Genomic DNA, 25,663 nt, shown 5'->3' on the forward strand with positions numbered 1-25,663 from the left:
AGAGCCCGTAAAGCCAACTCAAACAAAAAAGCCGCCAACCCTCTTCGGGCCAGCGGCTTTTCAATGCAACTAAGGCTCGATCACACTGTGATCAGCGCCTTCACCTTGTTCATCGCATTCTTTTCCAACTGACGAATACGCTCAGCCGAAACGCTGTACTTGTCCGCCAGCTCATGCAACGTCGCCTTCTCTTCCGCCAACCAGCGCTGGTAGAGAATGTCACGGCTGCGCTCGTCCAGACCTTGCAGCGCTTCATGCAGGTTGCTGGTGGAGTTGTCGCTCCAGTCGGCATCCTCAAGCTGTACCGCCGGGTCGTAGCGGTGGTCTTCCAGGTAATGCGCAGGCGACTGGAACGCGCTGTCGTCGTCGGCTTCCGCCGCTGGGTCGAAGGCCATGTCCTGGCCACTCAGGCGGCTTTCCATCTCGCGCACTTCACGCGGCTCAACGCCCAGGCTCTCGGCCACACGATGAACTTCATCGTTGTTCAGCCAGGCCAGACGCTTCTTCTGGCTGCGCAGATTGAAGAACAATTTGCGCTGGGCCTTGGTGGTCGCCACCTTGACGATGCGCCAGTTGCGCAGGATGAATTCGTGGATTTCAGCCTTGATCCAGTGCACGGCAAAGGACACCAGGCGCACACCCATCTCAGGGTTGAAGCGTTTGACGGCCTTCATCAGGCCGACGTTGCCTTCCTGGATCAGGTCGGCCTGGGCCAGACCATAACCTGCATAGCTACGAGCGATATGTACAACGAAACGCAGGTGGGCCATCACCATTTGCCGAGCGGCCTCAAGATCCTGCTCATAATAGAGACGCTCGGCCAGATCACGCTCCTGCTCGACCGTCAGCAGCGGGATGCTGTTGACCGTGTGCACATAGGCTTCCAGGTTTGCACCGGGTACCAAGGCATAGGCAGGTTGCAACGATGTGGTCATTCAAGAACCTCCGACTTACTAGACTCGTGCCTTGTGGGCACTGCCAACATTGACCGGAAACCGGTAAACAAGTTCCCAAAACGGTAATAAAGTCAATGCTGGCACGGGAAAAACTATCGAGGCGCCAGCTCATTCAAATGGCGAGCGACCGCGATCCATGCACCGATATACCCCAACAGCACCGCTCCGATCAAGAGCGACAGACCATCGGACGCCGGCACCCCACCCAGGGCGAAGTTGCTGCCATACAACCCGGAAAGCCCGACAACCGCCTGGTTCAGCCAGTTCAGGCCGAACGCCAGGATACCCCAGGCCAACAGCCCTGCGCCCAGGCCATACAGGGCGCCCATGTACAGGAAAGGCCTGCGCACGTAGCTGTCGGTGCCGCCTACCAGCTTGATCACTTCAATCTCGGTACGACGGTTTTCAATATGTAGACGAATTGTGTTACCGATTACTAACAGCAGCGCAGAAATCAGCATGACAGCCAGACCGAAGACAAAGCGGTCGCCCAGCTTGAGGATCGCCGCCAGGCGCTCGACCCATACCAGGTCCAGCTGCGCCACTTCGACCTTTGGCAGTTCCGACAGGCGCTGACGCAGGGCCTCCAGCGCGGGCTTGTCGACCTCGGTCGGGGTCACCACCACCACACCAGGCAGCGGGTTCTCGGGGAGCTCGCGCAAGGCCTCGCCCAGGCCGGACTGCTGCTGGAATTCTTCCAGTGCCTGGTCGCGGCTGACATACAACGCATCAGCCACCCCAGGCATGCCCTTGATCTCGTCGCGCAGGGCCTCGCCTTCCTTGCTGCCCGCGTCAAGCTTCAGATACAGCGAGATCTGCGCGGCGCGCTGCCAGGAGCCGCCGAGTTTCTCGACGTTCTTCAACAGCAAGGACAGGCCCATGGGCATGCTCAACGCCACAGCCATGACCAGGCAGGTGAAGAAGCTGCCGATCGGCTGCTTACCGAGGCGACGCAAACTGTCGGCCATGCTCGCCCGGTGGCTTTCCAGCCATGCATGCAGCAATGTCCGGAAGTCCGGGCCATCATCGTCGTCGCGTTTTTTCTTCTCAGGCGTCGGATCGGCGGGTTTCGGCGCAACCCGCTCGGAAACCTTCGGCGTACGTGTAGTGCTCATTGCCCGGCCTCCCCATCGCCGATCAGACGACCGCGCTGCAGCGTCAGCATGCGATGGCGCATGCGCGCGATCAGTGCCAAGTCGTGGCTGGCGATCAATACGGTTGTGCCCAGGCGGTTGATGTCCTCGAACACCCCCATGATCTCTGCGGCCAGGCGCGGGTCCAGGTTGCCGGTGGGTTCGTCGGCCAGCAATAAGGCTGGCTGGTGGACGATGGCACGCGCAATACCAACCCGTTGCTGCTGCCCCGTGGACAGGTCCGCCGGGAACAGTTCGCCCTTGTCGACCAGGGACACACGCTCCAGCGCCGAATCCACGCGCTTGCTGATCTCGGCCTTGGACAGGCCGAGGATCTGCAGCGGCAAGGCGATGTTGTTGAACACCGTGCGGTCGAACAGTAACTGGTGGTTCTGGAACACCACACCGATCTGCCGACGCAAGAACGGGATCTGCGCATTGCTGATCTGGCCCAAGTCCTGCCCTGCCAGCATCAACTTGCCGCTGGTCGGACGCTCCATGGCCAGCAGCAAACGCAGCAAGGTGCTCTTACCGGCACCTGAGTGCCCGGTGACGAACAGGAATTCGCCCCGGCGCGCCCGAAAACTAAGCTCATGCAAGCCTACATGGCCATTGGGATAGCGCTTGGCAACCTGTTCGAATCGGATCATGGATGCTCTCGCTCGGCGAACAGAGCCTTGACGAACGGCTCGGCTTCGAAGGTGCGCAGGTCGTCGATACCCTCACCGACACCGATGAAACGGATCGGGATGCTGAACTGCTTGGCCAGGGCGAAGATCACCCCGCCCTTGGCGGTGCCGTCCAGCTTGGTCAGGGCCAGGCCGGTCAGCTCGACGCTTTGGTTAAAGTACTTGGCCTGGCTGATGGCGTTCTGGCCGGTACCGGCGTCGAGCACCAGCAGCACCTCATGAGGCGCATCGGCGTCGAGCTTGCCGATGACCCGGCGAACCTTCTTCAGCTCTTCCATCAGGTTGTCCTTGGTGTGCAGACGACCCGCAGTATCGGCGATCAGCACATCCACGCCACGGGCCTTGGCGGCCTGCACGGCATCGAAGATCACCGAGGCCGAGTCGGCACCGGTGTGCTGGGCGATGACCGGGATCTGGTTACGCTCACCCCAGACCTGCAACTGTTCCACCGCTGCGGCACGGAAGGTGTCGCCGGCGGCCAGCATGACCTTCTTGCCTTCCAGTTGCAGCTTCTTGGCCAGCTTGCCGATGGTGGTGGTCTTGCCGGCGCCGTTCACGCCGACCACCAGGATCACGTAGGGTTTGTTCTGTGCCTGGACTTTCAGCGGCTGCTCGACCGGGCGCAACAGTGCGGCCAGTTCTTCCTGCAGCGATTTGTACAGTGCATCGGCATCGGCCAGCTGCTTGCGGGCGACCTTCTGGGTCAGGTTCTGGACGATGGTCGAGGTCGCTTCCACACCGACGTCGGCGGTCAGCAGGCGGGTCTCGATCTCGTCGAGCAGGTCATCGTCGATGACCTTCTTGCCCAGGAACAGGCTGGCCATGCCTTCGCCGATGCTGGCACTGGTCTTGGACAGGCCCTGTTTGAGGCGGGCGAAGAAGCCGGCCTTGGGTTGTTCGGTGACGACCGGCGCGGCAACGGGTTCGGGTTCGACCGGAGCCGGAGCCGGAGCCGGAGCAGCGACCGGGGCAGGCTCGGCAACCACTGGCGCTGGCTGAGGTGCGACTGCCACGGGCGCTGGGGGCTCGACCGCTGGTCGCTCAGGAATCGCTGGCGGGGCCGTGGGCTCAAGGTCCGGCACCAGGGCTACGGGTTCCTCGGCAACCGGCAGCACCAAATTGCTGACAGGCGGCTCTACGGCGTGAATGACCGAAGCTTGCGTGGCTAGCCCCACCGGTGCTGGGCTTTCGACCTGCGGTGCGGCGGCTTGCGCGTTCGCAGGCAAGCCCTCGCCCGCAGGGGACTGGGCAGGCTGAGCGGGCGCATGATCAGCCACGGCTGGCACCGGCTCAGGCGGCTCATAAGCAACAGGGGCTTGTACGGCCACCGGCTCGACCGGCGCAGCGACAGGCTGCTCGACAGCAGGCTGCGCCGCTAGCGGCTCTTCAGCCTGTGGCTCGGGCGTTTGCGGCTGTTCGGCGACAGGTTGCTGCGGCTTCTTGCGAAACCAGCTGAACAGGCCTTTCTTTTCGCCAGACTCGGCCGGCGCTTTTTTGTCGTCGTTGGAACCAAACATGGAGGACGGCTATCTCAGGGTAGCGATGCGCCAGCAATGGCGCATCGGGAATTCTCTATACGCAGAACAGACTATCTTGAAGCCGGCTGGTTCATGCGCAACGTTTTGTCTTAGTGTCCTGTGGGCCAGAACGGCGACAGGCATGGTCGCCAGGCAACCGGATCAGTATCCTAGCACCTCCTGGCCCGCCGACGCTAAACCCTGCGGGCCGCCGAACAGGTTAAACACCGTATGAATGCTCTAGCCCGCCGCGCCGCTGGCCTGTTGCTCGGCACGCTCTGCCTGCCGCTCGTGGCCTTCGCCGCCGATGTGCAACCGACTCACGAATTCATCCTCGACAACGGCCTCAAAGTGGTCGTGCGCGAAGACCACCGCGCACCGGTGGTGGTCTCGCAGATCTGGTACAAGGTGGGCTCCAGCTACGAGACCCCGGGGCAGACCGGTTTGTCCCACGCCCTTGAACACATGATGTTCAAAGGTAGCGCCAAAATCGGCCCCGGCGAGGCCTCGCGCATCCTGCGGGACCTGGGCGCCGAAGAAAACGCCTTCACCAGCGACGACTACACGGCCTATTACCAGGTGCTGGCCCGCGACCGCCTGCCGGTGGCCCTGGAACTGGAGGCCGACCGCCTCGCCAGCCTGCGCCTGCCCGCCGACGAATTCAGCCGCGAAATCGAGGTTATCAAGGAAGAGCGCCGCCTGCGCACCGACGATCAGCCCAACGCCAAGGCGTTCGAGCTGTTCCGCGCCATGGCCTACCCCGCCAGCGGCTACCACACCCCGACCATCGGCTGGATGGCCGACCTTGACCGCATGAAGGTCGAGGAACTGCGCCATTGGTATGAATCCTGGTATGCACCCAACAACGCCACCTTGGTGGTCGTCGGCGATGTCACCGTCGATGAGGTAAAGGGCCTGGCGCAAAAGTACTTCGCCGGCATTCCCAAGCGTGCGGTCCCGCCCGCCAAGTTACCGCTGGAAGTGGCCGAGCCAGGCCAACGCCAGTTGACCCTGCACGTGCGCACCCAGTTGCCGAGCTTGATCTACGGCTTCAACGTGCCCGGCCTGGCAACTGCCAAGGAGCCAAGCACGGTACACGCTCTGCGCCTGATCTCGGCCCTGCTTGACGGTGGCTACAGTGCGCGCATGCCGGCACGCCTGGAACGCGGCCAGGAGCTGGTGGCCGGTGCGTCCTCCAGCTACAACGCCTTCGCCCGTGGCGACAGCCTGTTCCTGATCTCGGCCACGCCGAATGTGCAGAAGCAAAAGACCCTGGCAGACGTGGAAAAGGGCATCTGGCAACTGCTGGAAGAGCTCAAGACCACGCCACCCAGCGCCGAAGAGCTCGAACGCGTACGCGCTCAGGTGATCGCCGGCCTGGTCTACGACCGCGACTCCATCAGCAGCCAGGCCACCACCATCGGCCAATTGGAGACCGTGGGCCTGTCCTGGAAGCTGATCGACAGCGAGCTGGACGAGCTCAAGCGCGTGACCCCGCAAGACATCCAGAACGCTGCGCGCACCTATTTCACCCGCGAACGCCTGAGCGTTGCCCATGTACTGCCCGAGGAGTCCGCTCATGAGTGATCGCAGCGCACCACGCCACACCCTGCTGGCTACGGGCATCCGCGCCCTGGCGCTGGCGACGGTGCTGGCGGCCCCGGCCCTCGCCGACAACGCGGTCAAAGCCGACAGCAATGCAGCCCGCCCGGCCAATACCCTGCAGTCCCTGGCTGAGCTGGATGGCAAGGCGCCCAGCCGGCGCCAACTGAACATCCAGAACTGGACCACCGCCGAAGGCGCCCGGGTGCTGTTCGTCGAAGCCCGTGAGCTGCCGATGTTCGACCTGCGCGTCACCTTCGCCGCCGGTAGCAGCCAGGACAGCGGCACGCCAGGCCTGGCCGCCCTGACCAACGCCATGCTCAACGAGGGCGTGGCCGGCAAGGACGTAACCGCCATTGCCGAAGGCTTCGAAGGCCTGGGCGCGGACTTCGGCAACGGTTCCTACCGCGACATGGCCGTGGCGTCGCTGCGTAGCCTGAGCACCAAGGACAAGCGCGAACCGGCGCTCAAGCTGTTCGCCGAGGTAGCAGGCAAGCCGACCTTCCCCGAAGACGCCCTCAAACGCATCAAGAACCAGATGCTGGCCGGCTTCGAATACGACAAGCAGAACCCCGGCAAGATCGCTGGCAAGGCCCTGTTCGGCAAGCTCTACGGCGACCACCCCTACGCCCACCCGAGCGACGGCACCGCCGAAAGCATCAACGGCATCACCCTGGCACAGCTGCGCGCCTTCCACGCCAAGGCATACACAGCCGGCAACGCGGTCATCGCCCTGGTCGGCGACCTCAGCCGCGCCGAAGCTGAAGCCATTGCGGCCCAGGTATCCGCCGGCCTGCCAAAGGGCCCGGCGTTGGCGGTACCGGCCCAGCCCGCTGAACCCAAGGCGGGCCTGACCCACATCGACTTCCCGTCCAAGCAGACCCACCTGATGCTGGCCGAGCTGGGTATCGACCGTCAGGATCCGGACTGGCCGGCCCTGTCGCTGGGTAACCAGATCCTCGGCGGCGGCGCCTTCGGCACCCGCCTGATGAGCGAAGTGCGTGAAAAGCGCGGCCTCACCTACGGCGTCTACTCGGTGTTCAGCCCGATGCAGGTGCGTGGCCCGTTCATGATCAACCTGCAGACCCGCGCCGAACTCAGCGAGGGTACCCTCAAACTGGTCCAGGGCATCCTTGCCGACTACCTCAAGACCGGCCCCACCCAGCAAGAACTGGACGACGCCAAGCGCGAGCTGGCCGGCAGCTTCCCGCTGTCCAATGCCAGCAACGCCAGCATCGTCGGCCAACTGGGCGCCATTGGCTTCTACAACCTGCCGCTGACCTGGCTTGAGGACTTCATGCAACAGTCCCAGGCCCTCACCGTCGAACAGGTCAAAGCCGCCATGAACAAACACCTGTCAGCCGATAAACTGGTCATCGTCACCGCTGGCCCGAACGTGCCGCAAAAGCCGCTGCCAGCCCCCACTGACAAGCCCGCCGAGCAACCGCTCGGCGTACCGGAGCACTAATGCCAAGATCCACCCCTCCCGCCCGCCCTCAAACGGGCCAAAGCAAGGGCCAGGGCCACCTGCGCATCATCGCCGGCGAGTGGCGCAGCCGTCGCCTGGCGGTGCCTGAAGGCGACGGCCTGCGGCCAACGCCTGATCGCGTGCGCGAAACCCTGTTCAACTGGCTCGCGCCCTACATCGAAGGCGCCCGAGTGCTGGACGCCTTCACCGGCAGCGGCGCCCTGGTGCTCGAAGCCTTGTCGCGCGGCGCCGAAGACGCCGTGGCACTGGACAGCAACCCCGCCGCCATCAGTAACCTCAAGGACAACCTTGAGCTGCTGCGCTGCCCGCGCGGGCAGATCCTGCAGACCGACGCCCTGCGTTACCTGCAAAACCCGGCCAAGCAGCAGTTCGACGTCGTGTTCCTCGACCCACCCTTCCATCAGGACCTGCTGGCCAACACCTGCAACCTGCTGGAACAAAACCAATGGCTGCGCGAGCAGGCGTGGGTCTACACCGAAAGCGAGACCGCGCCATCGGCCATGCAAATGCCGGGGAACTGGCGCCTGCACCGGGAGAAAAAGACCGGGCAGGTGTATTACGCACTTTGGCAACGAGGCTGACCGCCTGGCGTCAGGCCAGCGTAAAGCGTTGGCCTATTTAGTTACCGCACACGCACCTGGCCTCTGACTGAAGCTGCTCCTTCGATTTTTGCAGGAGCACTTCAGCCATGACCGAGCACCCACCTTCGGTACAGTTCTTCTCCCTCGCCAATGGCCTGCGCGTCTACCTGCGCGAAGACCACCGAGCCCCTCTGGTCAGCGTGCAATTGTGGTATCACGTAGGTTCGAGCTACGAACCTGACGGCCACACAGGCCTTTCCCATGCCCTGGAGCATCTGCTGTTCGAAGGCAGCAGCAAACTCGCCAGCGGGCAATATTCGACCCTGATGACCCGCCTCGGCGGTGACCCGAATGCATTCACCCAAGAAGATGCCACGGTCTTTCCACTGACCTTGCCAGCCAGCCGGCTGGAGATCGCCCTGGAAGCCATGGCTGACACCATGGCCACTGCAACCCTGAGCGATGCACCGTTCGCCCGCGAGTTGGCGGTGGTCATGGCCGAGCGCCGCGCGGATGTCGACAACAACGCCTGGGCGCTGGCGCTGGAAAAGCACCAGTTACTGGCCCATGGCTGCAGCCGCTATGCCACGCCGGTTATCGGCCACAAAAGCGATCTCCAGCACATGACGCCAGCGGCGGCCCGCACCTGGTACCAGACCTGGTATCACCCCAATAACGCCACCCTTTCAGTCGCCGGCGATATCGATCTGCAACGACTGCAGGAACTGATGACGCGACATTTCACTGCCATCCCCGCCCGTCGCCTGCCGCCCCGGCAAACGCCCATCGAAGACCCCAAGTTGGAGCGGCGCACGCAAATATTGCGCCTGCCGGGCCTCAGGCCTGGTGTGATCCTCAGCTTCAACCTGCCCAGCCAACGCACCGCCACCTCCACTACCCAGGCCCACGCATTTCGGCTGCTGCCCGACCTGCTTACCGAAGGCCAGGCCGCCAAGCTGCAACGCCGGCTGCTGATAGATGAGCAGGTACTGCAAGCCCTGAAGTCAACCTACGAGCCGTATCGGCGTGGCGACAGCCTGCTAACCGTCTATGCCTACTGCAGCGCGCTTGTCGCGCCCGAGGCCGCAGCCAACAGGTTAATGTCAGAGATAGAAGCCTTTAGCCAGACATTACCCAGCAACGACGAGTTGCAGCGCGCCAAGGCACGCCTGCTGGCCAGGCAATTGTTTGCACAGGACGACATCGCGGAACAGGCCAATGCCATCGGCAGGCAGGCCGTCTGCGGCCTGGACCCCATCGTGCTGGATGATGACCGAGAAGCCATCGTAGCCGTGACCAGCGAGGACATTCGCCGAGCCGCACGTGACTACCTGACAGCATCCCGCGTGGCGATCACCTTCATGCACAACCAGGAGCGCGAACATGACTGATAACGTATTGGCCCCTCTGGCGGCTAACAGCATTTACGGCGGCCTGGTATCTGCCCAAGGTCTGGAGCTTGACCATTTCGAAGCCATCAAGACGCCGGTGCACGCCTGGAGAACCGACGCTGGCTCAGGCGTTAAGTTCGTCGAAGCTCGCGGCCTGCCTATCGTCGATGTGAAGCTGCGCTTCAAGGCAGGCACCGCCCTAAGTGACCCGCCCAGCCTGGCCGCCCTCACGCTGTACATGCTCGACGAGGGCAGCCAGCGTTTTGATGCGATCGAGCATGCCGAGCGTCTGGAGCGGCTAGGTACGGTGGTCGAAAGGCAAATACGCCGTGAGCACACGACCCTGAGCCTGCGCAGTCTGAGCGCCCAGGCATTGCTCGACCCTGCCATCGATCTATTTACCGAGCTCGTCGCAAAGCCGGCCTTTCACAACGCCATGCTGGAGAAGATCAAACGCCAGCTAGTGCTGCATGAGGCATCCCGCGCCAGCCTGTCGGTACTCAGGGCGCGCAGCGAGGCCTATCATCACCTGTTCAGCGGTCATCCCTATGGCCACCCACAGGGCAGCACAGAGCAGGCACTCGATGCAGTCACGACCGACGACCTGAAAGCGTTTCATCAACGCGCCTACTCCGCCAACAACCTGGAAATGGTCATTGTCGGCGACCTGTCGCGCAGAGAGGCGCAGGGCATTGCCCAGCGTATCAGCCAGGCACTGCCTCAAGGCTGGGCCGCCGCTGACTTGCCGGCCGCGCCTGAAACAACGGGTACGACGATCAACGTCGAGCAGGCCGGGGCGAGCAACACGATCCTTCTGGCGCTGCCAATGAATGTACCGGCCAACAACCCCGAGTTCCTTGCCCTGGTACTGGCCAGTGAAGTGCTGGGCTCGGGGTTGGACTCCCGCTTGATGAAAGAGCTGCGTCAACGCCGAGGGCTTACCTACGACATCCGCAGTCAATTGGTCCCCCTGAGTGCAGGAGGGCTGTTCGCGATCGAATGGGAGATTGCCCCGCAGCACGTAACCGGCTCCCAGGACCTGGTCGCGACGGTGCTTGGCGACTTCATCCACCAGGGGCCGACAGAAGCCGAGCTGCAACTGGCCCGCCAACAGCTGGCAGGCCAGCTGCTGCGCGATGTTGCCCAAAACAACAGCCTGGCCACGCTGCTCACCCAAAACACCCATCAGCGACAACCGGATGACCATCTAAATACCTACATCGATCGCCTGACCGCCCTGACCCCAGAGGGGGTCCGCGAAGTCATGCAACGCAGGTTCGACCTCACACGCAAGGTGCTTGTCAGTGTCGGCCCACGTGTCGATCAGCAGCCGCTGCCAGCCATCGACCAATAGCGCAGGTACAGCGGCAGCGTTTCATGGCACTCTAGGCAGGCACATCACGAGTCGCCCAGCATGCCCAGTCTCACTGCCACTTTCCGCCCGGCCGTCGGCCTGTCCAACCCCCATCTTCAAACCTTGTGGGGCCCACTCTGGCGCAAGTTGCCTGAACTGCAGCGCGACCGCGAGCGGCTGTGGCTGGCCGATGGCGATTTCATCGACCTCGACTGGCACGACCCGCACCAACCGGATGCACCGCTGGTGCTGGTACTGCATGGGCTGACCGGTTCCTCCCACTCGCCCTACGTCAAAGGCCTGCAGCAAGCCTTGCAAGGACGCGGCTGGGCCAGTGTGGCGGTGAATTGGCGCGGTTGTTCGGGCGAGCCGAACCTGCTGCCGCGCAGCTACCACTCCGGTGCCAGCGAGGACCTGGCCGAAATCGTCGCGCACCTGCGCGCCCAGCGCCCATTGGCGCCGCTTTACGCAGTGGGTTATTCGCTGGGTGGCAATGTGTTGCTCAAGTACCTGGGCGAAAGCGGCTCGGCCAGCCAGCTGGAAGCTGCGGTCGCGGTGTCGGTGCCGTTCCGGCTGGACCAGTGTGCCGACCGTATCGGCCAGGGGTTTTCGAAGGTCTACCAGGCACATTTCATGCGCGAGATGCTGGCCTATGTGCAGCTCAAGCAGCGTCACTTCCATGACAAGGGCGAGCATGAGCGGCTGGCGGCACTCGAACGGCTGGGGCCACTGACCAGGCTGCGCACCTTCTGGGACTTCGACGGCAAGGTCACCGCGCCGCTCAACGGTTTCAACGATGCGCACGATTACTACCGCCGCTCATCAAGCCGCTACTTCCTGGGCGAAAACCGCACGCCGACATTAATCATCCATGCCAGCGATGACCCCTTCGTCTCCAGCCACAGCGTGCCCTTGGCCAGTGAACTGGCAGCGCAGACGCAGTTTGAATTGCACAACCGCGGTGGCCATGTGGGCTTTGTCGATGGCAGCCTGCGCAATCCGGGGTATTACCTGGAACGGCGGATTCCGCAGTGGCTGCTAGAAGGCCTTTAGCAGCGGCCCGGATCAATCCCCGGTAGCCACCCCATGCGCTGGGTTATTGATCCACTCGCTCCACGACCCGGCATACAAACGCCCCAGCGGATAGCCCGCCAGTGCCAGGGCAAACAGATTGTGGCAAGCGGTCACGCCCGACCCACAATAGGCCACCAACTGCTCCGGCGAGCGCCCGGCCAGCTTTTCGGCGAACCGTTGCTTGAGTGCGTCGGCCGGCAGAAAACGCCCGTCGGCACCCAGGTTATCGGTGAACGCCGCGCACTGTGCGCCAGGAATATGCCCGGCGACCGGGTCGATCGGCTCGACTTCGCCACGAAAACGCGGCAAGGCCCGGGCATCGATCAACGTCAGTTCAGCATCGCCCAGGTGCTTGGCCAGGTGTTCGGCATCAATCAGTAGCTTAGCGTCCGGCTCACCGCTGAAAGTGCCCTCGCGGCGGGGCGGCGGGTCCAGGCTCAGCGGCAGGTGCGCTGCATGCCATGCCTTGAGCCCGCCATCGAGAATCGATACGCCACTGCGCTTGCCCAGCCAGGCCAGCAACCACCAGGCACGGGCAGCAAAGGCGCCAGGGCCATCGTCGTAAAGCACCACGTCGCTGTCATTGTCCAGCCCCCACTCACGCAGGCGCTCGACCAGCCGCCCCGCATCGGGCAAAGGGTGGCGCCCGGTACGTCCCTTGCTGACCGGGCCACTGAGGTCGCGCTCCAGGTCAGCGAAGTGCGCCCCGGCAATATGCCCATCGGCATAGCTGCGCTGGCCATAATCCACATCCTCAAGGGCAAAGCGGCAGTCGAGAATCACCAGGTCGGGCGAGTCCAGACGCTCGGCCAGCTGTTGCGGGGTGATCAATTGCGCAAGGGGCATGACAATCTCCTGATCGATAGCACTCGTACCCTGGTTTACAGTTCCAGGGCCTGATTGAACGGTACATGAAATTCCTGACACAGCGCGTCCACGGCACTGCGCGCGCCTGCGGTGACGAAGCCGAGCTCCAGCACCAGTACCTGATAGACGCCGCGCTTGAAGGCTTCTTCACCCAGGTGCGCGGAATGCTCACGCGTGGTGCTGAGAAAACGCACCCATGACGTCAGCACGATCCAGGCGTTGATGGTCAGCGATTCGATCTGCGCCGGCGCCATGGCCAGGATCCCAGCATCGACGAAGCCACGGTAAATCGCCTGGCCCTGACGCAGGCAGCGTTCGGAAAAGCGCCGGTAACGGGCGGCCAGCTCGGGGTCGCTGTCCAGCAGGTGCTCCAGGTCGCGGTGCAGAAAGCGGTAGTTCCACATCGCCGCGAGCAGGGCCTTGAGGTAAAAACGTTTGTCTTCCACGGTTGCGCAGCGCCCTTGAGGCGGGCGCAAGAAGCTGTCCACCAGCTCTTCGTACTGGCTGAACAACAGGGCGATGATCGCCTGCTTGTTGGGGAAGTGGTAATACAGGTTGCCGGGCGAGATCTCCATGTGCGCGGCAATGTGGTTGGTACTGACGCTACGCTCGCCCTGCTGGTTGAACAGCTCCAGGCTGTTCTGCACGATGCGCTCTCGGGTCTTCATGCGCGGGGCCATGCTCAGCTCCCAGTTTGCGGGCCTTGGTCAAAGGGTCATCTTACGGCGTATCTGGTGTGGAATGCACCGCTCGACGCCACGGAAAAATTCGCACGATCGTTCGGATTAGAGTATAGGCTCTAGGGATTCCCTGCCCGGATTCGAGCCGATATGACCTCGCCCGTTGACGTGTCTCCTGTGCATTGCGACCTCGACCTGACGGCGAGGTTCGCCGCCCAACGCCTGGCATTTGCTGGCAATCCCGCGCCCCCGGCCGCCCAGCGCAGACAGTGGCTGAAGAGCCTGCGCGAGGCATTGCTGGCGGACCAGGCGCGGCTCATAGAAGCCATCGACCAGGACTTTGACGGGCGCAGCGCCGATGAGACCCTGCTGGCGGAACTGCTGCCCTCCGTTCAGGGCCTGCGCCACGCCGAAAAGCACGTGCAACGCTGGATGCGCGCCAGCCGGCGCCGCGTCGGCCTGGCCTTCCAGCCCGCCAGCGCGCAGGTGCGCTATCAGCCGTTGGGCGTGGTCGGCATCATCGTGCCGTGGAACTACCCGCTGTTGCTCGCCATCGGCCCGCTAACCTGTGCCCTGGCGGCAGGCAACCGGGTCATGCTCAAGCTCAGCGAAGCAACGCCCGCCAGCGCCCAGGTGCTCAAACAGTTGCTGGAGCGGGTGTTCCCTGAGGACCTGGTCAGCGTGGTGCTGGGTGAGGTCGAGGTTGGCCAGGCCTTTGCCCGCCTTCCGTTCGACCATCTGCTGTTCACCGGGGCAACCAGCGTGGGCCGCCAGGTCATGCTGGCCGCAGCGCACAACCTGACCCCGGTCACCCTGGAGCTGGGCGGCAAATCCCCGGCCATCGTCTCGGCCAGTGTGCCTCTGCACAGCGCAGCCGAACGTATCGCCTTCGGCAAGACCCTGAACGCCGGCCAGACCTGCGTTGCCCCCGACTACGTACTGGTGCCGCGCGAGCGGCTGGGAGCCTTCAGTGACGCTTACCAGTCCGCCGTCCACCGCATGTTCCCGCGTATCGCCGACAACCCCGACTACACCGCCATCATCAACCCGCGGCAGTTGCAGCGCCTGCAGCACCTGCTGGACGACGCCCGCGACCAAGGCGCCCAGGTGCTCGACCTGTACCCAGGCGAGCCACGCCAAGGCCGACGCCTGCCCCCTCACCTGCTGCTGGACGTGAACGACCAGATGCAGGTGATGCAGGACGAAATCTTCGGCCCACTGCTGCCGCTGGTGCCCTACGACAGCCTCGACCAGGCATTGGCCCACATCAACCAGCGCCCTCGCCCACTGGCCCTTTACTACTTCGGCTACGACCGCGCAGAGCAGGAACACGTGCTGCGTCACAGCCATTGCGGCGGTGTGTGCCTGAACGACACCCTGCTGCATGTCGCACAGGACGACCTGCCCTTTGGCGGCATCGGGCCTTCCGGCATGGGCCACTACCACGGCCACGAGGGTTTTCTGACCTTCAGCAAAGCCAAGGCCGTGCTGGCCAAACAGCGCCTGAACGCCGCACGCCTGATCTACCCACCGTACGGCAAGGCCTTGCAGCGCCTGGTCTACAAGCTGTTCATCCGCTGAGCCCAGGCCCATGCAGCGCCGCGACTTGCTCCGCTTCAGCCTGGGCGCCAGCGCCTTCCTCGCCACCACCAGCCTCGTCGGCTGCACGGCACAGTCGGCCGCGCCCGGCTACCAGGCGTTGCGCAATGACGACCTGCCACTGTTGAGTGCGCTGATCCCAGTGGTGCTTGCCGGCACCCAGGCCGTCGATGCGCTGGTGCTGCACAGCCTCGATCACAAGCTGGCGGCGTTGTCGCCAGAAATGCTCAAACTCACCCGGCAACTGTTCGACGTGCTCAGCCTGCCACTGACTCGGGGCCCGCTGACCGGCATCTGGGGCGCCTGGCAGCAGGCCAGCAGCGAGCAGATCAGCGCGTTTCTGCAGCGCTGGCAGGACAGTTCGATGAACCTGCTGCGCATGGGGCACGCCTCGTTGCTGCAACTGCTGCAGATGGCCTGGTATGAACGCCCGGAAGCCTGGGCCGCCTGCGGCTACCCAGGGCCACCGAAGATCTGACGACAACAAGAGCATCGCCAATGCCTGTAATCGACCCATTTCGCCAAGGCCTCGAACGCGGCTGGATCACCCACGATGGCTCGCGCCTGGCGCAAGACCTGACCCTGCAGGCCGATATCGCCGTGATCGGCAGCGGTGCCGGCGGCGCCACCAGTGCCCAGTTGCTCAGCGCCGCCGGGTTCAAAGTACTGCTGATCGAAGAAGGCCCCCTGAAGACCAGCAGCGACTTCCACCTGCTGGAAAGCGAGGCCTACGCCAGCCTCTACCAGGAGGGCCTGGGGCGGATGAGCAAGGATGGCGCCATCACCATCCTGCAGGGCCGCGCCGTGGGCGGTACCACGCTGGTCAACTGGACCTCGAGCTTTCGCACGCCGCCACAGACCCTGGCCCATTGGGCCAAGGAGCACCGGGTCACCGGCTTGGACACCGATGCGCTACGCCCTTGGTTCGAGCGCATCGAACAGCAGCTGGGCATCAGCCCTTGGGCCTTGCCGCCCAACGCCAACAACGAGGTGCTGCGCCGTGGCTGCGAACAGCTCGGCTATCGTTGGGCGGTGATACCGCGCAACGTGCGCGATTGTCGGAACCTTGGTTATTGCGGCATGGGCTGCCCTGTCAACGCCAAGCAATCGATGCTGGTGACCAGCATTCCGGCCACCCTCGACCAGGGCGGCGAGCTGCTCTACCTAGCGCGTGCGATGCGCTTCGAGCACAACGGCGAGCGGATCGCCCAGTTGCAGTGCACTGCCCTGGATGCCCACGGGATAAACCCCACCGGCAGGCAGATCAGCGTGCGCGCCCGCCACTACATTCTCGCTGGGGGCGGTATCAACAGCCCTGCCCTGTTGCTGCGTTCCAACGCCCCCGACCCGCACGCTCGCCTGGGCAAACGCACCTTCCTGCACCTGGTCAACTTCAGCGCGGCACGTTTCAACACGCGCATCGACCCCTACTACGGTGCCCCGCAGTCCATCTACAGCGACCACTTCCAATGGCTCGGCGGTACCGACGGCCCAATCGGTTACAAGCTTGAAGTGCCGCCCCTGCACCCCGCCCTGGCCAGCACCCTGTTGGGTGGCTACGGCAACGAGAATGCCCAGCGCATGGCCGAGCTGCCGCATACCCACGTGATGCTGGCGTTGCTGCGCGACGGCTTCCACCCTGAAAGCCAGGGTGGCGCGGTCGAGCTGCGGGGCGATGGCTCACCCGTGCTGGATTACCCGGTCAATGACTACCTGCGCGACGGTTTGCGCCGCGCCTACCGCAGCATGGCGCAGATCCAGTTCGCCGCCGGGGCCGAGCGGGTCTTGCCGGTGCATAGCGATGCCCGCTACGCCAACAACCTGGGCGAAGCCCTGACGATGATCGACGAGCTGCCCCTGGCGCTATTCCGCACGCGCCTGGGCAGCGCCCACGTGATGGGGGGCTGCGCCCTGGGCGAAGACCCACGACAGGCGGTGTGCAACAGCCTGGGCCAGCATCACCAGTTGGCAAACCTGTCGATTCACGACGGCTCGCTGTTCCCCACCAGCATCGGCGCCAACCCGCAATTGTCGGTGTACGCCATCAGCGCCAAGCTCACCGATGCCCTGATTGCCCGCCTGGCACACAACGCATGACAACGAATGCACCCACTGTCTATAGTGCCATCAGCCGGCCGCACGACTTGGCCGGGCGCTATCGCTGCGCTACCATCCGACTCCCCAACGCACTCCAGCCAGGATGACGCGATGAACCGAGTGTTGTACCCGGGTACTTTCGACCCCATTACCAAAGGCCATGGCGACTTGGTCGAGCGCGCCTCGCGGCTGTTCGACCATGTGATTATCGCAGTGGCGGCCAGCCCCAAGAAAAACCCCCTGTTCCCGCTGGAACAACGGGTGGCGCTGGCGCGTGAGGTCACCAAGCACCTGCCCAATGTCGAAGTCATCGGCTTCTCTTCCCTTTTGGCGCACTTTGCCAAGGAACAGGGCGCCAACGTCTTCCTGCGTGGCCTGCGCGCGGTCTCCGACTTCGAGTACGAGTTCCAGCTGGCGAACATGAACCGGCAACTGGCCCCCGATGTCGAGAGCCTGTTCCTGACGCCGTCGGAGCGCTATTCGTTCATTTCCTCGACGTTGGTCCGGGAAATCGCCGCCTTGGGCGGCGATATCAGCAAATTCGTCCACCCCGTGGTGGCAGAGGCGCTGACCGAACGGTTCAAGAAGTAAGCCTGCACGCCTGATTATCGCGCCCGCGTGCACTGCGGGCGCGAATGCGGCACAATTGTGCCCACAGCGTTGAACATGCCCGGGCGGTGAGCCCCGGCCGGAGTCCCCATGTCCCTGATCATCACCGACGATTGCATCAACTGCGACGTCTGCGAACCCGAGTGCCCGAACGAGGCCATCTCTCAAGGCGAAGAGATCTACGTGATCGACCCTAACCTGTGCACCCAGTGCGTGGGCCACTACGACGAGCCGCAGTGCCAGCAGGTCTGCCCGGTCGACTGCATCCCACTGGATGAAGCGCACCCGGAAAGCGAAGAACAGCTGATGGCCAAATACCGTCGGATTACTGGCAAGGACTGAATAATTGCAAGGGCTGCGCCCTTGTTCGCGGGACAAGCCCGCTCCCACAGATTGGGCCGCTTGTAAGCTGTCTAGAGCCTGCTAGATCCTGTGGGAGCGGGCTTGCCCCGCGAATGGGCCGCCAAACGGCCCCAGACTCAGCGCTGGCAGCGCGGGCAGAACACGCTTGCCCGCTGGCCAAGCTTCACCTCGCGCAAGGGCGTGCCACACAGCTTGCACGGCATCCCACCCCGCCCGTAGACGAACAACTCCTGCTGGAAGTACCCCGGCTGCCCATCCCCGCCAATGAAGTCGCGCAAGGTCGTGCCGCCCTGCTCGATGGCCGCCGCCAGCACCCGTTTGATCTCGATGGCCAGCTTCAGGTACCGCGCCCGCGAAATACCGCCCGCCTCCCGGCGTGGGTCAATCCCGGCAGCAAACAATGCTTCGGTGGCGTAGATGTTGCCTACCCCCACCACTATCGCGTTATCCATGATGAACGGTTTGACCGCCATCGAGCGCCCGCGCGACAGCTGAAACAGGCGGTCGCCATCAAACAGGTCGGTCAACGGTTCTGGCCCCAGACGCAGCAATAACTCGTGGTTGAGCGGGTCGAGGCTCCAGAGCATGGCGCCGAAACGGCGCGGGTCGGTGTAGCGCAGCATCAGCCCCGATTCCAGCTCGATATCGACGTGCTCGTGCTTGGCCGCCGGCAGGCCCAATTCGACCAGGCGCAAGTTACCCGACATGCCCAGGTGGCTGATCAAGGTGCCGACCTCGGCATTGATCAACAGGTACTTGGCGCGCCGCTCGACGCTAACGATACGCTGCCCCGACAACCGCACATCCAGGTCTTCGGGGATTGGCCAGCGCAGGCGCCGGTCACGCACCACCACGCGGCTGACCCGCTGGCCTACCAGATGGGGTGCGATACCCCGCCGGGTGGTTTCTACTTCGGGTAGTTCCGGCATGTGTCAGTGCCCGCCCAGCTCTCGGATGTTCTGTTTGAGGTTTTCGAAGTCGTAGTCCGACAAGCCAATGTAGTCGAGCACCAGTGGCCCCACCACTTCCCATTCGTGGTCGACACTCTGGCTGCCCAACACACGGTAGGACGCGCAGATGTGCTCGGCCATCTTCAGCACCGCCAGCAGGTTCTTCAACTGGCTCTGGGTATTGCGTGAAGACTCGTCGCGGAACACGGCCAAGGCGTTGTGGTGGTTGGCGATGGCCCCCGTCAGGTGCTCGGGCAGGCGCCAGGACTTGGCGGTGAAATAGCCCACCACCGAGTGGTTGGTATTGAACGCACGGTTTTCCGTATCGACCACCCGCGTTTCGCCGTCGGCCTTGGCATAAGCTTCTTCCAGCACGTCCATGTAGTTGGGGAAGCGCTTGAGCATCAGCGGCACGCCACAATCATGGAACAAGCCAAGGGTGTACGCCTCGTCGGCCAACTGCATCCCGGTACGCTTGGCCAGGGTCAGGCAGGTCATTGCCACGTCCTGCGCGGTGTCCCAGAAGCGGTTCAGGGTGACGATGGTTTCGTCGCTCATTTCGCCTTTGATCGACTGGGCGTTGATCAGGTTGATGATCGAACGGCTGCCCAACAGGTTCACCGCGCGCTGGATCGAGCCGATCTTGTTGGAAAGGCCAAAATGCGGGGAGTTGACCAGTTTGAGCAACGCGCCGGACAAGCCTGGGTCTTGGGAAATCAGCTTGGCGATGGTTTCCAGGTCCGGGTCAGGCATGTACTGCTCGAACTGCAGGTCGACCATGATCTGCGGTTGCGGCGGGATGGTGATGCCTTGCAAGGCTTGCTGGATCTGTTCGGCGCTGAGTTCTTGGGACATGCGTACACACTCGTTGAGGACAGCGAATTCTAACACCGGATCGTCTAGCTTTAGGCCTGGCCAGCACTTTGTCGCGCCTGACCCCGAACACAGGGCCAACACGGTATACTCCCGCTCTTTTTTCCCGGAGCGACGTCATGTCCCTGCCCAGCCTTCGCCTCAAAGCCAATGCCGACCGCCGCCTGCGCGCCGGCCACCTGTGGGTCTACAGCAATGAAGTCGACGTCGCCACGACCCCGCTGCAAGGCTTTCAGGCCGGCCAGCAGGCGATTCTCGAAGCCGCCAACGGCAAGCCGCTGGGTATCGTGGCACTGAGCCCGAACAACCTGATCTGCGCCCGCCTGCTGTCGCGCGACATCAAGCTGCCGCTGGACAAATCGCTGCTGGTGCACCGCCTCAACGTCGCCCTGTCGCTGCGTGAGCGCCTGTTCGACAAGCCGTGCTACCGCCTGGTCTACGGCGACTCCGACCTGCTGCCAGGCCTGGTGGTCGATCGCTTCTTCGACATCCTCGTGGTTCAGCTGGCCTCGGCGACCATGGAGCTGCACAAGGACGACGTGATCGCCGCCCTGGTCCAGGTGCTCAAGCCAAGCGGCATCCTGTTCAAGAACGATTCCGCCGCGCGTGATGCCGAAGGCCTGCAGCGCTACGTCGAAACCGTCTACGGCGAAGTGCCGGACTGGGTCCCGCTGGAAGAAAACGGCGTCAAGTTTGAAGCCCCGGTACGCGAAGGCCAGAAGACTGGCTGGTTCTATGACCACCGCATGAACCGTGCGCGCCTGGCCCCCTACGTCAAAGGCAAGCGCGTGCTCGACCTGTTCAGCTACATCGGTGGCTGGGGTGTGCAGGCCGGCGCATTTGGCGCCAGCGAAGTGTTCTGTGTCGATGCGTCGGGCTTCGCCCTGGACGGCGTTGAGCGCAATGCCGCGCTCAACGGTATCAGCGAGAAACTGACCTGCATCGAAGGCGACGTATTTGAAGCGCTGCGTGAGCTGAAGGCCGCCGAAGAGCGCTTTGACGTGATCATTGCCGACCCACCCGCGTTCATCAAGCGCAAGAAAGACCTGAAAAACGGCGAAGCGGCCTACCGTCGCCTCAACGAACAGGCCATGCGCATGCTCAACAAGGACGGCATTCTGGTCAGCGCCTCGTGCTCCATGCACCTGCCCGAGGATGACCTGAACAACATCCTGCTGACCAGCGCCCGCCACCTGGACCGCAACCTGCAGCTGCTCGAGCGCGGCGGCCAGGGCCCGGACCACCCGGTGCACCCGGCCATCGCCGAAACCCGCTACATCAAGAGCATTACCTGCCGGTTGCTGCCTAACAGCTGATTAAGAATGCCGGGGCTGCTGCGCAGCCCATCGCGACACAAGGCCGCTCCTACACAGGTACCCGACCCCTGTAGGAGCGGGCTTGCCCGCGATGGGCTGCAAAGCAGCCCCAAACGGCACCTCAGATATCCAGCACATACGAAGCAATCCCGAAATACACCAGCACCCCCGCCGCATCGGCGATCGAGGTCACCAGCGGGCCACTGGCCGTCGCCGGGTCGAGCTTGAGCTTGGTGAACATGAACGGCAGGCTCATGCCGATCAGGCTGCCCAGCAACACGATCACCAGCATGCTGCTGGCCACGATCAGGGCAATGTCCATCCCACCCCGCAGTGCCCCCAGCGATGCCACCGCCACCGCCATGGTCGCCCCCAGCGCCAGCGCAACCCCGCACTCACGCCCCAGCATCCGCAGCCAGTCACGCATGGCCACCTCGCCCGTCGCCAGGCCCCGCACCATCAAGGTCGCCGACTGAGCCCCGGCATTGCCACCGCTGTCCACCAACAGCGGCAGGAAGAACACCAGCACGATATGCGCGGCAATGGTCTCTTCGAACGCCGCGATGCCAGCCCCCGAGAACAGGTTGCCGAACACCAGCAGCACCAGCCACAGCACCCGTTTGCGGTACAGCAGGCTGACGGTGGCATCCCTAAGGTTGCCCACGTGGTTGGTGATGGAGGCGCCCTTGTGGAAGTCCTCGGTGGCCTCATCGACCACCACATCCAGTGCATCGTCGCACGTCACCAGGCCCACCAATCGCCCAACCTCGTCCAGCACCGGCACGGCCAGCAGGTCGTGCTCGCGGATCAGGCGGGCCACTTCTTCCTGGCGGGTCGTGGTGCAAACGCAGATGACCTTGTGCACCATGATCTGCTCGATCGGCGCCTCGGGGGCGGCCAGGATCAGCTCGCGCAGGGACAACGTACCGCGCAGGTTGCGCTGCTCGTCGAGTACATAAGACTGATAGATGGTTTCGGCATCGGCAGCCTCGCGGCGCAGCATGTCGATGGCCTGGCTTGCGCTGAGGCCGGCATCCAGGCACGAGTATTCGCTGGTCATCAGGTAACCGGCCGTGCCTTCGCGGTAGCCTTGCGGGTGAAGCAGGTCGTCACGACGGGCCTGGGCAGCCTGGCGCAGGTCGAGAGGTGAAACGAGGGTATCGGAAGTGTGCTGCATGAGGTTCTCCAGGCGCCGACGCAGGCACCCGCACACCTCAGCCACGCGGGCTCAAGCCTTCGGAAGCCCTGGCGACGACGCGCTCAGTGCCAATTTGCGAGTTCGGTTTGAACTGAAACTGGGAAGGTCCATTGAGGGTGTATCTCGTGAAGCCGCACATGCGGCGGGCGGATCATAGTCAGCTTGGGCGGGCAGGTCAGCCCTTGGACCGACGTTTCGGAAGCGTCCTACAAACTACCGGCCATTAGGCCAACGCCACCGCCCAGACACATCGCCATTCCCTCGCCGCGCCAGCGGTGTAGAATCGGGCTATTCATCGCCAGTCATCCCCGGCGGGTTTATGAGCTCTGGTCGAGCACGCGGCGATCCCGTGGTGTCTTCGGCCCCATCCGTGCCAGTGGCAACCGGCCTAAGGCGCATAGGACCAAGAGAAGCTCACTCCCCTTTTTGTGACCTGATTAAGCCGCCAGGAGTGCTTCATGCCTGATTATCGTTCCAAGACTTCCACCCAAGGCCGCAACATGGCGGGCGCTCGTGCCCTGTGGCGCGCCACCGGGATGAAGGACGAAGATTTCAAGAAACCAATCATCGCCATCGCCAACTCGTTCACCCAGTTCGTCCCGGGCCACGTGCACCTGAAGGACCTGGGCCAACTGGTTGCCCGTGAGATCGAGCGCGCCGGTGGCGTGGCCAAGGAATTCAACACCATCGCGGTCGATGACGGCATCGCCATGGGCCACGACGGCATGCTGTACTCGCTGCCGAGCCGCGAGATCATCGCCGACGCCGTGGAATACATGGTCAACGCCCACTGCGCCGACGCCATCGTCTGTATCTCCAACTGCGACAAGATCACCCCCGGCATGTTGATGGCCGCCCTGCGCCTGAACATCCCGGTGATCTTCGTCTCCGGCGGCCCGATGGAAGCCGGCAAGACCAAGCTGGCCAGCCACGGCCTGGACCTGGTCGATGCGATGGTCATCGCCGCCGACTCCTCGGCCTCCGACGAGAAAGTCGCCGAGTACGAGCGCAGCGCCTGCCCGACGTGTGGTTCGTGCTCCGGCATGTTCACCGCCAACTCGATGAACTGCCTGACCGAAGCACTTGGCCTGGCCCTGCCGGGCAACGGCTCGACCCTGGCCACCCACTCTGACCGCGAGCAGCTGTTCCTCACGGCTGGCCGCACCATCGTCGAACTGTGCAAGCGCTACTACGGCGAGAACGATGAGTCGGTCCTGCCGCGCAGCATCGCCAACTTCAAGGCGTTCGAAAACGCCATGATGCTCGACATCGCCATGGGCGGTTCGACCAACACCATCCTGCACCTGCTGGCTGCGGCCCAGGAAGGCGAGGTGGCGTTCGACCTGCGTGATATCGATCGCCTGTCGCGCACGGTGCCGCAGCTGTGCAAGGTGGCGCCGAACATCCAGAAGTACCACATGGAAGACGTCCACCGCGCCGGCGGCATCTTCAGCATACTCGGCTCGCTGGCCCGTGGCGGCCTGCTGCACACCGACCTGCCGACCGTGCACAGCCGCAGCATGGAAGAAGCCATCGCCAAGTGGGACATCACCCAGACCGACGACGAAGCCGTGCACACCTTCTTCAAGGCAGGCCCGGCAGGTATCCCGACCCAGACCGCGTTCAGCCAGTCGACCCGTTGGGAAACCCTCGACGACGACCGTGAACACGGCTGCATCCGCAGCTTCGAGCACGCCTACTCGCAAGAGGGCGGCCTGGCCGTGCTGTACGGCAACATCGCCCTCGACGGCTGCGTGGTGAAAACCGCCGGTGTCGATGAGTCGATCCACGTGTTCGAAGGCAGCGCGAAGATCTTCGAGAGCCAGGACAGCGCCGTGCGCGGCATCCTCGCCGACGAAGTGAAGGCCGGTGATATCGTCATCATCCGTTACGAAGGCCCGAAGGGCGGCCCAGGCATGCAAGAGATGCTCTACCCGACCTCGTACCTCAAGTCCAAGGGCCTGGGCAAGGCCTGCGCCCTGCTCACCGACGGCCGCTTCTCGGGCGGTACTTCGGGCCTGTCGATCGGCCACGCTTCGCCGGAAGCCGCTGCTGGCGGCGCCATTGGCCTGGTGCGCGACGGCGACAAGGTATTGATCGACATCCCCAACCGGTCGATCAACCTGCTGGTCAGCGACGAAGAGCTGGCCGAGCGCCGCATCGAGCAGGACAAAAAAGGCTGGAAGCCGGTCGAAGTGCGCCCGCGCAAAGTGACCACCGCGCTCAAGGCCTACGCCCTGCTGGCGACCAGTGCCGACAAAGGTGCGGTACGCAACAAGGCAATGCTTGAAGGGCTGTAAGGCTTTCTAGCGTTTGCAAAACCGGCGCCCTGTGCGCCGGTTTTTTATGCCTGTGGATAAAAGCCGGATCAAAGCTCACCCCTCGAAGCCGATTGGCGCAATTGCGCCAGCAGCAGAGCAGCCGAGCGCTTCGGTTTCGCCGTCGAGGACAGCACGAATTGCGCGTGAGGCAGGGCTGGCAACGCCGTCACTTCCTGCAGGCCCGCAGCCAGGGCAGATGAGCGGGTAACAGGCGTCACCCCAAGCCCACCGTTGACGGCGGTCATCAGCCCCCCGGCACTTGGGCTCTGGCAAACGATGCGCCACTGTCGCCCCGCACGCGCCAGCGCTTCGATGGCAGCAGCACGGTACGGGCATTGATCGGAAAACACCGCCAAGGGTACGGCTGAGGTCGCATCATCGCTGGCCAGCGCAAGCGGCCCTTTCGCCCAGATCAACGGCTCGGACCACAGTACCTCGCCATGTTCATCACCGCCGCAGCGGCTGCCCAGCACAATATCCAGCGCACCCGCTTGCATGAGTGCGAGCAGCTCCCCGGTCAGGCCGACGTTCAGGACAACCTCTGCATCAGGGTGCGTCACCGAGAATCGACGCAGGCAATCGATGATCGGCGCTTTGACCATCTCCTCGCTCAACCCCACGGACACCATGCCAGAAACCCGCCGGCCCACGCCCAAGCTGGCGCGGGCATCGTCATGCAGCGCCAGGATGCTGCGGGCATAGCCTGCCAAGCGGGCGCCTGCTGGCGTCAGGCTCACCGAGCGGGTCGTTCGCTCCAGCAATTTGTGCCCGGCTTCGCGCTCAAGCCGACGAATGTGAGCGCTGATCGCCGATTGAGTAAGGTGCAGCCGCTCGGCGGCACGCGTGAAACCACCGCTGTCGGCAACGGCAAGCAAACTGCGCAGAAGGACTGTATCGAACACTGATTGATCACCTATCGCACTCAATACAGCGAGCATACGTCATTTCTATAACAGAGCATCCTGAATCAGACTTTGCGCTGCCCTCCTGAGCACTCAAGCGCC

General features: G+C 63.6%; 23 protein-coding genes. 13 read left to right on the forward strand and 10 right to left on the reverse strand.

What is annotated here, in order from left to right:
* Positions 1-80: 80 nt before the first annotated feature.
* The 4 genes from rpoH to ftsY all read right to left on the reverse strand — a co-directional run bounded on the left by rpoH (position 81) and on the right by ftsY (position 4,295).
* Positions 81-935 (reverse strand): RNA polymerase sigma factor RpoH, encoded by an 855-nt coding sequence (rpoH, locus tag ACSSU5_RS09205; RefSeq protein ID WP_023378197.1) that lies wholly within the window; start codon positions 933-935, stop codon positions 81-83.
* Positions 936-1,048: 113 nt separating this feature from the next.
* Complete coding sequence (gene ftsX / locus ACSSU5_RS09210; protein ID WP_264311172.1) at positions 1,049-2,071, reverse strand: permease-like cell division protein FtsX; 1,023 nt, start codon at positions 2,069-2,071, stop codon at positions 1,049-1,051.
* A complete protein-coding gene (gene ftsE, locus ACSSU5_RS09215; RefSeq protein ID WP_264311171.1) occupies positions 2,068-2,739 on the reverse strand; it encodes a cell division ATP-binding protein FtsE in 672 nt (223 codons plus the stop codon). The genes ftsX and ftsE overlap by 4 nt, the downstream gene beginning before the upstream one ends.
* The gene (ftsY, locus tag ACSSU5_RS09220) at positions 2,736-4,295 is read right to left on the reverse strand and encodes a signal recognition particle-docking protein FtsY (RefSeq protein WP_492561044.1); all 1,560 of its coding nucleotides are present in this window, start codon (positions 4,293-4,295) and stop codon (positions 2,736-2,738) included. The genes ftsE and ftsY overlap by 4 nt, the downstream gene beginning before the upstream one ends.
* Positions 4,296-4,526: 231 nt before the next feature.
* On the opposite strand from ftsY, the gene ACSSU5_RS09225 reads away from it, so the two are divergent.
* The 6 genes from ACSSU5_RS09225 to ACSSU5_RS09250 all read left to right on the forward strand — a co-directional run bounded on the left by ACSSU5_RS09225 (position 4,527) and on the right by ACSSU5_RS09250 (position 11,765).
* A complete protein-coding gene (locus ACSSU5_RS09225; RefSeq protein WP_492561045.1) occupies positions 4,527-5,882 on the forward strand; it encodes a M16 family metallopeptidase in 1,356 nt (451 codons plus the stop codon).
* A complete protein-coding gene (locus ACSSU5_RS09230; RefSeq protein WP_264311168.1) occupies positions 5,875-7,365 on the forward strand; it encodes a M16 family metallopeptidase in 1,491 nt (496 codons plus the stop codon). Before ACSSU5_RS09225 ends, ACSSU5_RS09230 begins: the two co-directional genes overlap by 8 nt.
* The gene (rsmD, locus tag ACSSU5_RS09235) at positions 7,365-7,967 is read left to right on the forward strand and encodes a 16S rRNA (guanine(966)-N(2))-methyltransferase RsmD (protein ID WP_264311167.1); all 603 of its coding nucleotides are present in this window, start codon (positions 7,365-7,367) and stop codon (positions 7,965-7,967) included. Before ACSSU5_RS09230 ends, rsmD begins: the two co-directional genes overlap by 1 nt.
* Positions 7,968-8,074: 107 nt before the next feature.
* Positions 8,075-9,358 (forward strand): M16 family metallopeptidase, encoded by a 1,284-nt coding sequence (locus ACSSU5_RS09240; protein WP_492561046.1) that lies wholly within the window; start codon positions 8,075-8,077, stop codon positions 9,356-9,358.
* Entirely contained in the window at positions 9,351-10,712 is a 1,362-nt protein-coding gene (locus ACSSU5_RS09245) for a M16 family metallopeptidase (RefSeq protein WP_492561047.1), read from the forward strand. Before ACSSU5_RS09240 ends, ACSSU5_RS09245 begins: the two co-directional genes overlap by 8 nt.
* Before the next feature lie 60 nt (positions 10,713-10,772).
* Positions 10,773-11,765, forward strand: coding sequence for a hydrolase (locus tag ACSSU5_RS09250; protein ID WP_492561048.1), 993 nt, complete (start codon positions 10,773-10,775; stop codon positions 11,763-11,765).
* Positions 11,766-11,777: 12 nt separating this feature from the next.
* On the opposite strand, the gene ACSSU5_RS09255 is transcribed toward ACSSU5_RS09250, so the two are convergent.
* Both ACSSU5_RS09255 and ACSSU5_RS09260 read right to left on the reverse strand, forming a co-directional pair.
* A complete protein-coding gene (locus ACSSU5_RS09255) occupies positions 11,778-12,632 on the reverse strand; it encodes a sulfurtransferase (RefSeq protein ID WP_264311163.1) in 855 nt (284 codons plus the stop codon).
* A gap of 35 nt (positions 12,633-12,667) precedes the next feature.
* Complete coding sequence (locus ACSSU5_RS09260) at positions 12,668-13,333, reverse strand: TetR/AcrR family transcriptional regulator (RefSeq protein ID WP_264311162.1); 666 nt, start codon at positions 13,331-13,333, stop codon at positions 12,668-12,670.
* A gap of 150 nt (positions 13,334-13,483) precedes the next feature.
* Between ACSSU5_RS09260 and ACSSU5_RS09265 the strand changes: the two genes are divergently transcribed.
* The 5 genes from ACSSU5_RS09265 to ACSSU5_RS09285 all read left to right on the forward strand — a co-directional run bounded on the left by ACSSU5_RS09265 (position 13,484) and on the right by ACSSU5_RS09285 (position 17,980).
* Entirely contained in the window at positions 13,484-14,914 is a 1,431-nt protein-coding gene (locus ACSSU5_RS09265; protein WP_492561049.1) for a coniferyl aldehyde dehydrogenase, read from the forward strand.
* A gap of 10 nt (positions 14,915-14,924) precedes the next feature.
* A complete protein-coding gene (locus ACSSU5_RS09270) occupies positions 14,925-15,410 on the forward strand; it encodes a twin-arginine translocation pathway signal protein (protein ID WP_264311160.1) in 486 nt (161 codons plus the stop codon).
* 20 nt (positions 15,411-15,430) lie between these two features.
* Complete coding sequence (locus tag ACSSU5_RS09275; RefSeq protein ID WP_492561050.1) at positions 15,431-17,029, forward strand: GMC family oxidoreductase; 1,599 nt, start codon at positions 15,431-15,433, stop codon at positions 17,027-17,029.
* Between the two features lie 111 nt (positions 17,030-17,140).
* The gene (gene coaD / locus ACSSU5_RS09280) at positions 17,141-17,620 is read left to right on the forward strand and encodes a pantetheine-phosphate adenylyltransferase (protein WP_016489662.1); all 480 of its coding nucleotides are present in this window, start codon (positions 17,141-17,143) and stop codon (positions 17,618-17,620) included.
* A gap of 108 nt (positions 17,621-17,728) precedes the next feature.
* Complete coding sequence (locus ACSSU5_RS09285; protein ID WP_016502084.1) at positions 17,729-17,980, forward strand: YfhL family 4Fe-4S dicluster ferredoxin; 252 nt, start codon at positions 17,729-17,731, stop codon at positions 17,978-17,980.
* 137 nt (positions 17,981-18,117) lie between these two features.
* On the opposite strand, the gene mutM is transcribed toward ACSSU5_RS09285, so the two are convergent.
* Positions 18,118-18,930: a bifunctional DNA-formamidopyrimidine glycosylase/DNA-(apurinic or apyrimidinic site) lyase gene (mutM, locus tag ACSSU5_RS09290; RefSeq protein WP_264311158.1), complete on the reverse strand. Its 813-nt coding sequence runs from the start codon at positions 18,928-18,930 to the stop codon at positions 18,118-18,120.
* Positions 18,931-18,933: 3 nt separating this feature from the next.
* Positions 18,934-19,752: an HDOD domain-containing protein gene (locus ACSSU5_RS09295; RefSeq protein ID WP_264314003.1), complete on the reverse strand. Its 819-nt coding sequence runs from the start codon at positions 19,750-19,752 to the stop codon at positions 18,934-18,936.
* A 191-nt stretch (positions 19,753-19,943) separates the two neighbouring features.
* On the opposite strand from ACSSU5_RS09295, the gene ACSSU5_RS09300 reads away from it, so the two are divergent.
* Entirely contained in the window at positions 19,944-21,140 is a 1,197-nt protein-coding gene (locus ACSSU5_RS09300; RefSeq protein WP_264311157.1) for a class I SAM-dependent rRNA methyltransferase, read from the forward strand.
* Between the two features lie 121 nt (positions 21,141-21,261).
* On the opposite strand, the gene mgtE is transcribed toward ACSSU5_RS09300, so the two are convergent.
* Positions 21,262-22,317, reverse strand: a complete 1,056-nt coding sequence (mgtE, locus tag ACSSU5_RS09305; RefSeq protein WP_264311156.1) for a magnesium transporter — start codon at positions 22,315-22,317, stop codon at positions 21,262-21,264.
* A gap of 479 nt (positions 22,318-22,796) precedes the next feature.
* On the opposite strand from mgtE, the gene ilvD reads away from it, so the two are divergent.
* Entirely contained in the window at positions 22,797-24,638 is a 1,842-nt protein-coding gene (gene ilvD / locus ACSSU5_RS09310) for a dihydroxy-acid dehydratase (protein WP_264311155.1), read from the forward strand.
* 68 nt (positions 24,639-24,706) lie between these two features.
* Here the strand turns inward: ilvD and ACSSU5_RS09315 are convergent, their stop codons facing one another.
* Positions 24,707-25,561, reverse strand: a complete 855-nt coding sequence (locus ACSSU5_RS09315) for a LysR family transcriptional regulator (protein WP_492561051.1) — start codon at positions 25,559-25,561, stop codon at positions 24,707-24,709.
* Positions 25,562-25,663: the final 102 nt, after the last annotated feature.

The sequence above is a fragment of the Pseudomonas sp. E1MeOHC2 genome, assembly GCF_058745025.1.